At 67.0% G+C, this 12535-nt stretch carries 12 protein-coding genes; 4 read left to right on the forward strand and 8 right to left on the reverse strand.

Features of this window, described 5'->3' with window-relative positions; genetic code table 11:
* Positions 1–52: 52 nt before the first annotated feature.
* The 4 genes from AC3FOF_RS01970 to AC3FOF_RS01985 form a co-directional block, all read right to left on the reverse strand.
* Entirely contained in the window at positions 53–913 is an 861-nt protein-coding gene (locus tag AC3FOF_RS01970; RefSeq protein WP_488725634.1) for a PhzF family phenazine biosynthesis protein, read from the reverse strand.
* A gap of 142 nt (positions 914–1055) precedes the next feature.
* Positions 1056–1472: a DUF1801 domain-containing protein gene (locus AC3FOF_RS01975; protein ID WP_276266993.1), complete on the reverse strand. Its 417-nt coding sequence runs from the start codon at positions 1470–1472 to the stop codon at positions 1056–1058.
* A 141-nt stretch (positions 1473–1613) separates the two neighbouring features.
* Positions 1614–3239, reverse strand: coding sequence for a gamma-glutamyltransferase (gene ggt / locus AC3FOF_RS01980; RefSeq protein WP_488725635.1), 1626 nt, complete (start codon positions 3237–3239; stop codon positions 1614–1616).
* A gap of 134 nt (positions 3240–3373) precedes the next feature.
* Entirely contained in the window at positions 3374–4351 is a 978-nt protein-coding gene (locus tag AC3FOF_RS01985; protein WP_488725636.1) for a Bug family tripartite tricarboxylate transporter substrate binding protein, read from the reverse strand.
* 230 nt (positions 4352–4581) lie between these two features.
* Here AC3FOF_RS01985 and AC3FOF_RS01990 point away from each other — a divergent pair, with 230 nt between their 5' ends.
* The 3 genes from AC3FOF_RS01990 (at position 4582) to AC3FOF_RS02000 (ending at position 6731) form a co-directional block, all read left to right on the forward strand.
* Entirely contained in the window at positions 4582–5499 is a 918-nt protein-coding gene (locus tag AC3FOF_RS01990; RefSeq protein WP_276266996.1) for a LysR substrate-binding domain-containing protein, read from the forward strand.
* A 157-nt stretch (positions 5500–5656) separates the two neighbouring features.
* Entirely contained in the window at positions 5657–6061 is a 405-nt protein-coding gene (locus AC3FOF_RS01995) for a MerR family transcriptional regulator (protein ID WP_488725637.1), read from the forward strand.
* Between the two features lie 91 nt (positions 6062–6152).
* Entirely contained in the window at positions 6153–6731 is a 579-nt protein-coding gene (locus AC3FOF_RS02000; RefSeq protein WP_276266998.1) for an NAD(P)H-dependent oxidoreductase, read from the forward strand.
* A gap of 115 nt (positions 6732–6846) precedes the next feature.
* On the opposite strand, the gene AC3FOF_RS02005 is transcribed toward AC3FOF_RS02000, so the two are convergent.
* Together AC3FOF_RS02005 and AC3FOF_RS02010 are read right to left on the reverse strand one after the other, a co-directional pair.
* Entirely contained in the window at positions 6847–8349 is a 1503-nt protein-coding gene (locus AC3FOF_RS02005; RefSeq protein ID WP_276266999.1) for a tripartite tricarboxylate transporter permease, read from the reverse strand.
* Between the two features lie 12 nt (positions 8350–8361).
* Complete coding sequence (locus AC3FOF_RS02010) at positions 8362–8823, reverse strand: tripartite tricarboxylate transporter TctB family protein (RefSeq protein ID WP_017227360.1); 462 nt, start codon at positions 8821–8823, stop codon at positions 8362–8364.
* A 340-nt stretch (positions 8824–9163) separates the two neighbouring features.
* On the opposite strand from AC3FOF_RS02010, the gene AC3FOF_RS02015 reads away from it, so the two are divergent.
* Positions 9164–10891, forward strand: coding sequence for a potassium/proton antiporter (locus AC3FOF_RS02015; RefSeq protein WP_488725638.1), 1728 nt, complete (start codon positions 9164–9166; stop codon positions 10889–10891).
* Positions 10892–10966: 75 nt separating this feature from the next.
* On the opposite strand, the gene AC3FOF_RS02020 is transcribed toward AC3FOF_RS02015, so the two are convergent.
* Positions 10967–11992, reverse strand: a complete 1026-nt coding sequence (locus tag AC3FOF_RS02020) for a tripartite tricarboxylate transporter substrate binding protein (protein ID WP_488725639.1) — start codon at positions 11990–11992, stop codon at positions 10967–10969.
* A 55-nt stretch (positions 11993–12047) separates the two neighbouring features.
* The gene (locus AC3FOF_RS02025; protein WP_276267002.1) at positions 12048–12503 is read right to left on the reverse strand and encodes a DUF2214 family protein; all 456 of its coding nucleotides are present in this window, start codon (positions 12501–12503) and stop codon (positions 12048–12050) included.
* Positions 12504–12535: the final 32 nt, after the last annotated feature.

The following is a 12535-nucleotide window of genomic DNA, read 5'->3' on the forward strand; positions in this document are numbered from 1 at the left end:
CACTGACGTGAGGTTTGTCGCGCCCGCGCGGGGCCATCGCCGGCCGTGCCCGCTACAGGGTGACGGTGCCGCGGCCCAGCTCGATCACGCGGCCGCCCACGCGGATAGCCTGCCCGCCGGTCACTTCCAGCCGCAGCGTGCACGGCCGGTCGACAGCCTCGCCCTGCGCGATCTGGTAGCCGGCCGGCAGCGCGTGGCCGGTGGCGATCAGCCAGCCGCCCAGGTTGGCGCAGGCCGAACCGGTGCCCGGATCCTCGGCCACGCCGCCGCCCTGCTTGGTGAAGAAATAGCGCGCCACCACCTGTCCGGGCCGGTTGGGGTCGAAGGCAAAGACGTAGGCGGTCTTGCGGCCAAGGCTGCTCTGCGGCCAGATACCCAGGCGCGCGCCGTCGGGTTGCGCGCGGCGCACGGCGTCGACGGTCTTTACCGCCACCAGCAGCTGGTCTGCGCCGGTGTCGACCCACATCGGCGAAGTCAGCAGGTCGGACTCGGCCAGGCCAAGCAGGGCTGCCATTTGCGCGTCCGGCAGGCCGGCCGGCGCGGTCTTCGGTTCGCCCGAATGCGGTGCGGTGAAGGTCCAGACGTCGCCTTGCGCGGTCACCGGCACCACGCCGGCCTTGAATTCCAGCGTGAGCGCATCGCCGGTGCCGGCGAGGTCGCGCACCACATGCGCGGTGCCCAGCGTGGGATGGCCGGCGAAGCGCATCTCATAGCCCGGGGTAAAGATGCGGACCCGCGCGCTGGCCTGTTCGGAGGGCAGGACGAAGGTGGTCTCGGACAGGTTGAACTGCAATGCGAGGGCCTGCATGGTCGCGTCGTCGAGCCCGCGCGCATCCTCGAACACGCACAGGGGATTGCCGCCAAAGGTGGACTCGGCGAAGACGTTGAGCAGGCGATAAGCGTAGGTGGCCATGGTTATCGTGGTGGAGGCAGAGGCCTCAGTGTAATTCTCCCCGCGGCAGACACCATGGACACTTGCCGGGATGGCGGGCAAGCCAGTTGCAGACAGTGGCGTGCATCGCGGTTCAGCGCCGGTCCGGCGCGAATCCCGTGGCCTACTTCGCTCGCCTTGGGCTTGCCTTTCCACTCGACGTATTGAGAGCGATCGCGGCACGGATGAGCGCCTTGAACGCGCCCGCGTCGACCTCCTCCCCCTCATGGATGTCAATCGCGCGCCTTGCGTTGCCGTCGAGGCTCGCGTTGAAGAGCTTGGCCGGGTCCTTCAACGAAGCCCCCTTGGCGAAGGTCAATTTCACTATCGACTTGTAAGACTCGCCGGTGCAGATGATCCCGTCGCGAGACCAGACGGGAGTGCCCATCCACTTCCACTCCTCCACGACGTCCGGGGCAGCCTCGTGGATGAGCTTGCGCATCCTGCTCAAGGTCTCCCCGCGCCAGTCTCCGAGATCGGCGATTCTTTTGTCAATCAGCTCGGACGCTGGCTGGCCCCCGGTCGAACCCGACTTTTTCATCAGTTTCTCCTCCTGGAATTTCCAGATTCTTCCAGATTCTTCCAGATTTCGGGGCAAGCCTTTCCCTGCGCTCGGGGAGTTGGATGTCTTCGCTTTCGCCGCGCCCACCGCGGGCGCGCTTCCGGTGCAGCTTGCAGAGAATCAGAAGCCGACTGCCTGCCCGTCGCGCCGGCTGTCGCTGGCGGCCACATAACCATGCTCGGCGTCATCCGACAGGCGCCAGATAAACTGTCCGGAGCCGAAGTCCATATAAGGATCGTCGACCGACTTGAGCTGGTGGCCGCGCGCCTTCAGGCCGGCCACGACGGCCGGGTCCATGCTGGATTCCACGTCCAGCGTGAAGTCGCGGTTGACCTTCCAGCGCGGCGCGCAGCAGGCGGCCTGCGGCTGCTGCTTGTAGTCCACCATGCGCACCACGGTCTGCAGGTGGCCCTGCGGCTGCATGTCGCCGCCCATCACGCCGAAGCTCATGACCGGCTGGCCATCCTTGGTGAGGAAGGCGGGAATGATGGTGTGGAAGGGCCGCTTGCCACCCGCGACCACATTGGCGGATTTCGGGTCCATCGAGAAGCCGACGCCGCGGTTCTGCAGGCTGATGCCGGTGCCCGGCACCACCACGCCCGAGCCGAAGCCCATGTAGTTCGACTGGATGAAGGAGACCATCATGCCGTTCTCGTCGGCGGCGGTGAGGTAGATGGTGCCGCCGACCTTGGGCATGCCGAAGTCGAAATGCGTGGCGCGCTCCATGTCGATCAGACTGGCGCGCGACTTCAGGTAGGCGTCGTCGAGCATCTGCTCGGGCGTGACTTCCATGCTGCGCGGATCGGCCACGTAGCGATAGAGGTCGGCGAAAGCCAGCTTCATCGCCTCGATCTGCAGATGCTGCGAGTCCACCGAGTCCACCGGCAGCGACGCCATGTCGAACTGGGCGAGGATGCCGAGCGCCATCAGCGCGGCGATGCCCTGGCCGTTGGGCGGGATCTCGTGCATCTCGTAGCCACGGTAGGACTTGCTGATCGGCTTGACCCAATCCGGCTTGTAGTTGCGCAGGTCGTCAGCCGTCATGGCGCCGCCGCATTCCTTGCTGAAGGCGGCGATCTGCTCGGCGATCTCGCCTTCGTAGTAGGCGCGGCCGTTGGTGGCGCCGATCTTGCGCAGCGTCTCGGCGGCGGCCTTGAGCGTGAACTTCTCGCCCACGTTGGGCGCGCGGCCATTCGGCATGAAGGCTTCGGCATAGCCGGGCTGGTCCTTGAGTTCGGGCACGGCGGCCGCCCACTTGTGCGCCACCACCGGCGGCACGGCGTAGCCGCGCTCGGCGATCTCGATGGCGGGCTCCATCAGTTCCGCGAAGGGCAGCTTGCCGAAGCGTTCGTGCAGCGCGGCCCAGCCGGCGATCACGCCCGGCACGGTGACGGCGTCCCAGCCGCGCAAGGGGCGCTTGGCAATGCCGTTGGCGTCCGTGCCGTACTTGCTCTTGAAGTACTCGGGGCTCCATGCCGCCGGCGCCACGCCCGAGGCGTTCAGGCCGTGCAGTTCCTTGCCGTCCCACAGGATCGCGAAGGCGTCGCTGCCCAGGCCGCACGAGACTGGCTCGACAATGGTGATGGCCGCCGCCGCGGCAATGGCCGCATCCACCGCGTTGCCGCCCTTGAGCAGCATGCGCAGGCCGGCCTGCGCCGCCAGCGGGTGCGAGGTGGACACCACGTTGCGTGCGAACAGCGGGATGCGCACCGAAGGGTAGGGATTGGTCCAGTTGAAGTTCTGCATGCTTGCCTTGGTTCGATTTGCCGGCCTGGCGGATCGCGTCGTGCCGATGTGCCGGAGCCTTGCGTTTGCCTGGCTCCCCGCTCCCATGCGCGGAAGAGGGGAGTACACACGAAATTGCTTGGATTCCGTCGCGCTTATTCCACGGTGATCTTGCGATCCTTGATCAGCTTACCCCAGCGCGCGCTGTCCTTCTTCACCATGGCGGCGAACTGCGCCGGCGTGCCGCCGACCGGTTCCGCCCCCAGCTTGCCGAGGCGCTCCCTGACGTCAGGCGCCTGGATCGCCTTGTTGAATTCTGCATTGAGGCGGTTCACCAGCTCGGCCGGCATCTGTTTGGGCCCATAGATGCCGAACCACGTATCGGACTCGAAGCCCGGCAGGCCGGATTCGCTGGCGGTGGGGATCTCGGGCGCCAGCGGCGAGCGCTTCAGGCTGGTCACGGCCAGCGCCTTGAGCTTGCCGTCCTTCACATGCGGCAGGCCGGAGACGATGCTGTCGAACAGCACCTGCACCTTGTTGGAGATCAGGTCAGGCACGGCCAGCGCGGTGCCGCGATACGGGATGTGCGTGATGAACACGCCGGCCTGCGCCTTGAAGGCCTCGGCGGTCAGGTGCACCACGGTGCCGTTGCCGCTGGACGCGTAGTTCAGTTCGCCCGGGTGCTTCTTGGCGTAGTCGATCAGTTCCTTGACGTTCTTCACCGGCAGGCTGTTGGGCACCACCAGCAGGTTGGTGGCGATGGCCACCTGGCCGATCGGCGTGAAGTCGGTCTCGGTGTTGTACGGCAGGCGCGGGTTGATGTACGGCCCGATGGCGTGCGTGCTGGTGGTGGCGATCAGCAGCGTGTAGCCGTCGGCGGGGGCCTTGGCCGCCATGTCGGAGCCGATCGCGCCGCCCGCGCCGGGGCGGTTGTCGACCACGATCTGCTGTCCCATGCTGGTGCCCACTTTCTGTGCGATGGCGCGCGCCAGCAGGTCGGTGGCGCCGCTGGCCGGGAACGGCACGATCAGGCGGATCGGCTTGCTCGGGTAGGTGTCGGCGAGGGCCGGGAAGGCGGTCAGCGCGAGACCGGTGGCGAGGCTCGTGCCAAACAGGCGCAGCCAGTGTTTCATGACGATCTCCGGATCTGGAAAGCAAGGCATGGCAGGCCGCTGGCGGCCCTCGGGCGGATCACCACGCGGCAGCGCGCCGGGGCGGTGACGCCGGAGGCACGCTGCGATGGTATTGCACATCATTATTCCGTGCAGCTGATCGTAATGAAAGCTAATATTTCTTTCTTGTGTCTCAATGTTTTCTTAAGTATCGGCCCCGCCGGACAAGCCACCATTCCCAGACCCAGCTCATGAGCACCATCCGTTTCCTGCGCACTTTCGTGGCCGTGGCCGACCACGGATCCTTTGCCGCCGCCGCGGAAAAGGTGGCCCTGACCCAGGCCGCGGTGAGCCTGCAGATGCGTTCGCTGGAGATGGAGCTGCGCCGCGAACTGTTCGATCGCGGCGGCAGGGTGGTGGCGCTCAACGCCGGCGGCCGCGAGCTGTTGCCGCAGGCGCGCCGGATGCTGGCACTCTACGACGAGATGCGCATGCCGCCGGAAGCGCCGGATGCCATGGCCGGCGCGGTGGCGGTGGGCGCAGTGGTCTCGGTGATGGGCGGCCTCTCGCATGTGGTGGCGCGCATGAAACGCGAATACCCGGCGCTGGACGTGCGCCTGGTCGGCGCCAAGTCGATCGAGCTGGCCGCCCAGGTGGAAGCCGGCGAACTGGACGCGGCCATGCTGGTGGAAGGGGCGGGCCGCCTGCCCGGCACGCTGGTATGGACGCCGCTCTACCAGGAGCCGCTGGTGGCCATTGCCGGGCGCGACAGCCCCGGCGCGAACGCGCGCGAGGCGCTGGCGGCCAACCCGTTCCTGCGCTTCGACCGCGGCCAGCGTACCGGCATGCAGGTGGAGCGGGCGCTGCGCCGCGCGCATCTGCGCGTCAACGAATTCCTGGAACTGAACTCCATCGAGGCGCTGGTGGAACTGGTGCGCCAGCAGGTCGGCGTGACCGTGGTGCCGCTGCTGCAGCGCGCGCGCTGGCTGGACGACGAGGCGCTGCGCATCCTGCCGCTGGCCGTGGGCGGCGCGCCGCCGGTGCTGCGTACCATCGGCATGCTGGAGCGGCGCGACCACGCCCGGCGCCATGTCACGGCGGCAGTGCGCGAGGCGTGCAGCGTGCTGTTTGGCGCGCCTGCCGATCGCACCGCCGCCGCGCAGGCATGAGGGGCGAAGGCCGCGGTTTCCGTCGCCGCTTGACTCTGCCCCCAGGGGCAGGCCTTACCCTGCGGCCCCCTTGCGGCAAGCTTCACGAGGCAGGGCAGTGCCGGGCGCGCGGCTGGATGGCGGCCGATATTTCGTATTGATTCTTGAGGAGCGGGTGATGTTCATCGGAGAGATTGCCAGGCGCACGGGGGCTTCGCCGAAGGCGATTCGCCACTACGAAGCGCTCGGCCTGCTTGGGCAGGTGACACGCGCCGGTTCATATCGCGTCTACACGGACGATGAGGTCAGGCAGGTGGAGTTGATCCGGCAGGCGCAATCCCTGGGCTTTCGCTTGTCCGAGCTTCTCCCGGCGCTGGACGGGGGCGCCGGCGAACCGGACTGGCAAGGCCTGGCGCAGCAGATCGACGGCAAACGCGCCAGCCTGCGCGAGGAAATACAGCGATTGCGCAGGCTGGACGCCCAGTTGGGCGAGATCGGCGCGGAGATCCGCGCATGCCTTGACCGCCGCAATGATCCGGGCAGTGCCGATGGGCCGGCCTGCCATCCGCCATCCGCCGCCTGAGGCGGCAGCGATGGCCTGCCGGCGCGCTTGACTCTGCCACCAGGGGCAAGCCTTACTCTCGCGGCGTCAACCTGTTGAGGAGCGCGTCGCAATGCGGCAACGAATACTTGTGATCCTGGGCCACCCTTCCGGCGATGGTCTCTGCGGGGCCATCGCCCGGACCTATGCGGCATCCGCCGAGGCAGCGGGACATGAAGTCCGGCTGCTCCGGCTGGATGCGTTGCGGTTCGATCCCATCCTGCACGCGGGCTACCATGGGATCCAGGACCTCGAGCCCGATCTGCTGGCGGCACAGGAGGCGATCGCCTGGGCAGGGCACCTGGCCTTTGTCTTTCCGATCTGGTGGGGCGGGGTGCCGGCGCTGCTGAAGGGCTTCCTGGATCGCGTGTTCCTGCCCGGGTTCGCATTCAGGTACCGCGCCGGCAAGGCGTTTCCCGAGCAGCTCCTGAGAGGCCGCACGGCGCATCTCCTGGTGACCATGGATACGCCTCCCTGGTATTTCCGCTGGGTCTACCGCATGCCGGGCATCCATCAGATGCGGAAAACGACGCTGGCGTTCTGCGGCATCAGGCCGGTCAGGACCATGGCCTTCGGCCCGGTGCTGGGCTCGGCGGCAAGGCAGAGGGAAGCCTGGCTGGAGCGGGTGCGCGCCGTTGCCGCCGGCGTTTGAATGTCCGGGCCGACAGCGCAAAAAAAGGTGCCTGACGGCACCTTGAGAGGCTGGCTGGCGACGTCCCTCGCAGCCTGCGCCGAGGCAGGCCGCGAGACGTGCCTGGTTATCCTGGTTATTCTTCCTGGAACGCTTCCTCGCGCTTGTTCTTGATCGACGGCAGCGCCACGATCAGCACCAGCACCGCGGCGGCGATCAGCAGGCCGAGCGACAGCGGACGGGTCACGAACACGCTGAACTCGCCGCGCGACAGCAGCAGGGAGCGGCGGAAGTTCTCTTCCATCATCGGCCCCAGCACGAAACCCAGCAGCAGCGGCGCCGGCTCGCACTTGAGCTTGATGAACAGGTAGCCGATCACGCCGAAGGCCGCGGTCTGGAACACGTCGAAGGTGGTGTTCTGGACCGAGTACACGCCGATGCAGCAGAAGGTCAGGATGGCCGGGTACAGGTAGCGGTAAGGCACCTTCAGCAGCTTCACCCAGATCCCGATCAGCGGCAGGTTCAGGATGATCAGCATGAAGTTGCCGATCCACATCGAGGCGATCAGGCCCCAGAACAGCGCGGGGTTGCTGGTCATGACCTGCGGGCCCGGCTGGATGTTGTGGATGGTCATCGCGCCCACCATCAGCGCCATCACGGCGTTGGGTGGAATGCCCAGCGTCAGCAGCGGGATGAAGGAGGTCTGCGCGGCGGCGTTGTTGGCCGATTCCGGACCGGCCACGCCTTCGATGGCGCCCTTGCCGAATTCATGCGAGTACTTCGAGGTCTTCTTTTCCAGCGAGTAGGCCGCGAAGGAGGCCAGCGCCGCGCCGCCGCCAGGCAGGATGCCCAGCGCCGAACCCAGCACGGTGCCGCGCAGCACCGCGGGGATCATGCGCTTGAAGTCGTCCCTGGTCGGGAACAGGTTGGTGATGTGGTCGGTGAAGGTCTCGCGGGCATCCTTCTGTTCCAGGTTCGCGATGATTTCCGCGAAGCCGAACACGCCCATCGCCACCGAGACGAAATTCAGGCCGTCGGTGAGTTCGGGCACATCGAAGGAGAAGCGCGCGGCGCCCGAGTTCACGTCGGTGCCGACCAGGCCCAGCAGCAGGCCCAGCACGATCATGGCGATCGCCTTGACCAGCGAACCGGAGGCCAGCACCACGGCGCCGATCAGCCCCAGCACCATCAGCGAGAAGTACTCGGCGGGACCGAACTTGAAGGCCAGCTCCGACAGCGGCGCGGCGAACGCGGCCAGGATCAGGGTGGCCACGCAGCCGGCGAAGAACGAGCCCAGGCCGGCGGTCGCTAACGCCACCCCCGCTCGTCCTCGCCGCGCCATCTGGTAGCCATCGATGGTAGTCACCACCGATGACGATTCACCCGGCAGGTTGACCAGGATGGCGGTGGTGGAGCCGCCGTATTGGGCGCCGTAGTAGATGCCGGCCAGCATGATCAGCGCGGCCACCGGCGGCAGCGTGTAGGTCACCGGCAGCAGCATGGCGATGGTGGCCAGAGGCCCCAGGCCCGGCAGCACGCCGATCAGGGTACCCAGCACGCAGCCCAGGAAGGCGTAGGCCAGGTTTTGCAGGGTCAGGGCGGTCGAGAAACCGAGGCCCAGGTTGGCTAGTAGTTCCATATGGCCGTCTCCTTAACCTGCCAAGAATGCAGGCCATACCGGCATCTGCAGATTGATGCCGTACACGAAGGCGCCCATGCTGATCAGCACCAGGATGATCGCGTTCGCGATGGCGCCCTTCCAGCTGAACTCGTGGCTGGCCATCGACGACACCAGCACCAGCACCAGCACCGACAGCACCATGCCGAGCGGCTTGAGCATGAGGCCGAACAGCACCACGGCGCCCAGGATCCACAACAGCGTCTTGATGTCCCAGCGCGCCAGCTGATCTTCTTCCTTCTTGGCGGACAGGGCGCCCCACAGCACCAGCGCGCCCAGCAGGGCGAGCACGACGCCGAGCCAGAACGGGAAATACCCCGGGCCCATCTTGGCGGCGGTTCCCATGGAATAGCCGCGTGCGACCCAGGAAAAGCCGAATCCGACCAGGATGAACATCAGGCCGGAGGCAAAGTCCTTTTGGCTACGTATGCGCAAAATGATTCTCCTCGATAAAACTTGCTTGAAATCCGTGCGGTGGCTGATGTCGCGGCGCTAAAAAAAAGAGCGCGCACCCCTCCTGCCGCGGGCAGGGTGGAAATTAAGGGGAAGACCTTTCAGTTACCTTTCGGATGTCTGCAAAAATGGTCAATGTCCGGGTATCTCCCTAGGGATACATTAATGACATCCGGATGGTCCGTCGTCGCCCCGAGAGATCCTTGCGCATCGCCGCGGTAGCCCCGACTTTGTGCTGCGCTATCATCGCTGGCTGCACTGCCGTTGCCTGCGCGCCCGCAGCCTGTGGTCGATACGGCACGGCATGGAAAGGGAAGCCGTTTTGGAAAGCATCGACCACGTCATCCTGATCGGCGCCATCGTGATGTCCCTGGGCATTGTGGTCGGCGCTTTTTCGGCGCGCCTGGGCGTGCCCTTCCTGCTGGTCTTCCTGTCGGTCGGCATGCTGGCCGGCGTGGACGGACCGGGAGGCATCCGTTTCAACAATACCTGGCTGAGCTTCCTGGTCGGCAACCTGGCGCTGGCCGTGATCCTGCTCGATGGCGGCTTGCGCACCCGGCTGGCCACCTTCCGGGTGGCGCTGCGGCCATCGCTGTCGCTGGCCACCGTCGGCGTGCTGGTCACGACCGGCATGGTGGGCCTGTTCGCCGCCTGGGTGCTGGAGATCGACTGGAAGCTGGGCCTGCTGCTGGGCGCCATCGTCGGCTCGACCGATGCGGCGGCGGTATTCTCGCTGCTCAATACCAGCGGCATCCGGCTCAAGGAGCGGGTGGCGAGCGTGTTGGAGATCGAGTCCGGCATCAACGACCCGATGGCCATCTTCCTGACCCTCACCCTGATCGACTGGATTGGCGCGCCCGCCGGCCTCAGCGCCGGTGCGCTGGCCTGGCGCCTGGTGGTGCAGTTCGGCGTGGGCGGTGCGCTAGGGCTTGGCCTGGGCTACTGTCTTGCCAATGTCATGGAACGCATGCGCGTGGCCGAAGGCCTGCAGGCCATCCTGCTGTGCTCGGGCGGCGCCATGGTGTTCGCCATCGTGCAGACCGCGGGCGGCAGCGGCTTCCTGGCGGTCTACCTGACCGGCATCCTGGTGGGCAACCGCGAGCGCGCGGTCAGCGCCGACACCATGCGCGCCATGGACGGCATGGCCTGGCTGGCGCAGTCCGTGATGTTCCTGCTGCTGGGCCTGCTGGTGGCGCCCCACCGGATCTGGGACGTGGCGCTGCCGGCGGTGGCGGTGGCTGCCTTCCTGATGCTGGTGGCGCGCCCGGCCGCGGTCTGGCTGGCCTTGCTGCCGTTCCGCTTCAGCGCGCGGGAGAAGGGCTTCGTGGCATGGATGGGATTGCGCGGGGCGGTGCCCATCGTGCTGGCGCTGTTCCCGATGCTGCAAGGCATGCCCGACTCCGGCCTGCTGTTCCGCATCGCCTTCGCGGTCGTGCTGACCAGCCTGCTGCTGCAGGGCACTACCGTGCCGCTGGCCGCCAGGCTGGCGCGGGTGCTCCGCCCGGCCTACCCGGAGCCGCTGGCGCGCGCGCGCCTGCACGGCACCCACGCGCCCGCGCTTGACGTGATGCAGTTCGCGGTCGAGGCCAATGCCCCGGTCGAGAACCTGCGTGCCGACCAGCTTGAACTGCCGCCGCGCAGCCGCTTGCTGACGGTGGTGCGCGACAAGGCCCTGGCCGCTCCCGGGCAGACCGTGCTGCGCGCTGGCGACGTCGTTTCCATCATGGCACCGGCTGCCAGCGTGCCGATGCTGGCGGTGCTGTTTCACCGGCCCGGCCCGGCGCCGGCCTGGGGCAAGGCCAGCCACGATTTCCTGCTGTCCGGCGATGCCATGCTGCGCGACGTGGCGGGACTCTATGGCACGCGCGAACTGACTGCCGCCGAGGCGGCGCGGACGCTGGAGGCTGCCATGCAGGAGGCCTTTACGTCACCGCCAGTGGAAGGTGACGCCGTGGAGATCGCCGGGCTGAAACTGACCGTGACGCGGATGGACGGGCCGCGCATCATGCAGGTGGGGTTGCTGCTGCCGCGCACGGAAGCGGGGGAGTAAAGCCTGAAGCAAGGAAAAGGCCCGCAAGCGCGGGCCGTTTCGTCATGCCGGAGCGGCTTTCCCGCCATCGGTGTGCTAGTCCACCTTGGCCCCGGACACCTTGACGATCTGCGCGTACTTTTTCAGTTCGCGCTGCACCAGCGCCGCGAACTGCTCCGGCGTGGTGGGGGCTGGCTGCGCGCCGATGCGGGCCAGCTTCGCCTTCATGTCGTCGGTCTTCAGGATCGCCACGATATCGTGATTGAGGCGCTCGACGATCTCCTTCGGGGTGTTGGCCGGCGCGAATACGCCGAACCAGGTGGAGATGTCGAAGCCTTCCAGACCCAGGCCCTTGCCGGCTTCGGCGATGGTCGGCAACTCGGGGAAGGCGGCGGCGCGCGTGGCGGTGGTGACGGCGAAGGCCTTGAGCTTGCCGGCCCGGATATTCGCCGTGGCCGAGGCCAGGTTGTCGAAGATCATGTCGGTCTGGCCGGACAGCACCGACAATTGCGCGGACGCGGCGCCGTTGTAGGGGATGTGCACCATGCTGACCTTGGCCATGCTCTTGAACAGTTCGCCCGACAGGTGGCCGGCGCTGCCGTTGCCGCCCGAGGCGTAGTCCAGCCTGCCGGGATTCTTGCGTGCGTAATCCACCAGTTCGCGCACATTGCTGATACGCAGCTCGGCGGCCTTGCCGGGATGCATGACCAGCACATTGGGTACGTCGGCCACCAGCGTGATCGGGCTGAAGTCCTTCACCGGATCGTACGGCATCCTGGCGAACAGGCTCGGGTTGATGGCGTGGGTGGCCACGGCGCCCATCACGATGGTGTAGCCGTCGGCAGGTTGCTTTGCCACATAGTCGGCGCCGATATTGCCGCCGGCGCCGGGGCGGTTTTCCACCACCACGGGCTGGCCCAGGCTGTCCTTGAGCTTGTCGCCGATGGCGCGCGCAACCGTGTCGAGCGGGCCGCCGGCCGGATAGGGCACCACGAACTTGAGCGGCTTGACCGGATAGGCGGCAGCGGCGGCGGCCGGCGCGGCGCTGATGGCGCCAAGGGCGCCGATGGCTGGCAGGGCGGCGGCGAACAGCGCCGCTGCGAGTCGTTGCTTGAAGACCATGGGATTGCGTTGGTATGGATGGGGAATGGGGGTGCGCCGGGGCGGACGGCGGGCCTCACCGCATGCCGATGCCGCGCGCCATCATGACCGCGCACAGCGGCAGCAGGATCAGCAGGTGCGCCTCGATCATGACCCAGCGGCGGGCGGATTTCAGCTCGGCAGGCACCGGCACGAAATCCGGCAGGCTGCGCGCCTGGCGGCGCCAGCGCTGGATGGCGAAGGTCGGCGGCAGCGAGCACAGGGCGATCACCACGAACACGCCGATCTTGGCGTGGAACCAGGGGTTGTGCAGATAGAACTGCGCGCCCTTGGCGCCGTAGAACAGGCGCAGCAGGCCGGTCGCCAGCACCGCCATGGCCGAGAGGAAGTAGAACAGGTCGTAGACCGACAGCCGCTTGAGCGTGGCCGGCGTGATGCCGGGCCGCAGTACCACGGCCTCGGCGGTCATCAAGGCGATCAGCAGGAAGATGAAAGTGAAGTGCAGGAAAGCCAGCAGGGCGTCGGTCAGCATCCAAACTCCTTTTTCTCTTGTGGTTGGGCATG

It is taken from the genome of Cupriavidus sp. 96C5-1 (genome assembly GCF_057798855.1).

What these genes read in the sequence shown, in the direction of transcription:
- AC3FOF_RS01970 (WP_488725634.1), bottom strand. Translation starts at nt 913, where the DNA reads ATGGCCACCTACGCTTATCGCCTGCTCAACGTCTTCGCCGAGTCCACC.
- AC3FOF_RS01975 (WP_276266993.1), bottom strand. Translation starts at nt 1,472, where the DNA reads ATGAAAAAGTCGGGTTCGACCGGGGGCCAGCCAGCGTCCGAGCTGATT.
- ggt (WP_488725635.1), bottom strand. Translation starts at nt 3,239, where the DNA reads ATGCAGAACTTCAACTGGACCAATCCCTACCCTTCGGTGCGCATCCCG.
- AC3FOF_RS01985 (WP_488725636.1), bottom strand. Translation starts at nt 4,351, where the DNA reads ATGAAACACTGGCTGCGCCTGTTTGGCACGAGCCTCGCCACCGGTCTC.
- AC3FOF_RS01990 (WP_276266996.1), top strand. Translation starts at nt 4,582, where the DNA reads ATGAGCACCATCCGTTTCCTGCGCACTTTCGTGGCCGTGGCCGACCAC.
- AC3FOF_RS01995 (WP_488725637.1), top strand. Translation starts at nt 5,657, where the DNA reads ATGTTCATCGGAGAGATTGCCAGGCGCACGGGGGCTTCGCCGAAGGCG.
- AC3FOF_RS02000 (WP_276266998.1), top strand. Translation starts at nt 6,153, where the DNA reads ATGCGGCAACGAATACTTGTGATCCTGGGCCACCCTTCCGGCGATGGT.
- AC3FOF_RS02005 (WP_276266999.1), bottom strand. Translation starts at nt 8,349, where the DNA reads ATGGAACTACTAGCCAACCTGGGCCTCGGTTTCTCGACCGCCCTGACC.
- AC3FOF_RS02020 (WP_488725639.1), bottom strand. Translation starts at nt 11,992, where the DNA reads ATGGTCTTCAAGCAACGACTCGCAGCGGCGCTGTTCGCCGCCGCCCTG.
- AC3FOF_RS02025 (WP_276267002.1), bottom strand. Translation starts at nt 12,503, where the DNA reads ATGCTGACCGACGCCCTGCTGGCTTTCCTGCACTTCACTTTCATCTTC.